1 protein-coding gene is annotated in these 278 nt (G+C 36.3%); it reads right to left on the bottom strand.

The window, feature by feature from the left end; all coding sequences use genetic code 11:
- Window positions 1-227, bottom strand: a 227-nt coding sequence (locus KVT37_RS32170; protein ID WP_217579021.1) for a Rha family transcriptional regulator, incomplete at its 3' end; no start/stop codon positions are given.
- Window positions 228-278 lie beyond the last annotated feature (51 nt).

Here is a 278-nt window from a genome sequence, read left to right as displayed (position 1 = left end):
GTCAGGTCGATTTTAGGATATAAACGTCCTCTACTCTCATAAGTTCGCTCGTGAAAATTTACGAGCGAAAATTCATAACCCGCATAATCCATTTGCTTGCGAATATCTTTCAGTACATTGTCATGAGTTTTCCCGAAGACTTCAGCAATCATCAAACTATCAGTTACAACTTTTCCATTGCTTTCAAATACTAATTGTTTATCATCTGTTGAACTTAGCGTGTTCATTTCCGTTATGAGACCTCCTTCATATCTAAGATCTTTATGATTTTAGCCCTG

It is taken from the genome of Mesorhizobium sp. GbtcB19, assembly GCF_019091085.1.
Taxonomy (GTDB): Bacteria; Pseudomonadota; Alphaproteobacteria; order Rhizobiales; family Rhizobiaceae; genus Mesorhizobium.
Note: the sequence above shows the minus strand (reverse complement) of the source record. Positions and strands in the feature narration are given on the sequence as shown.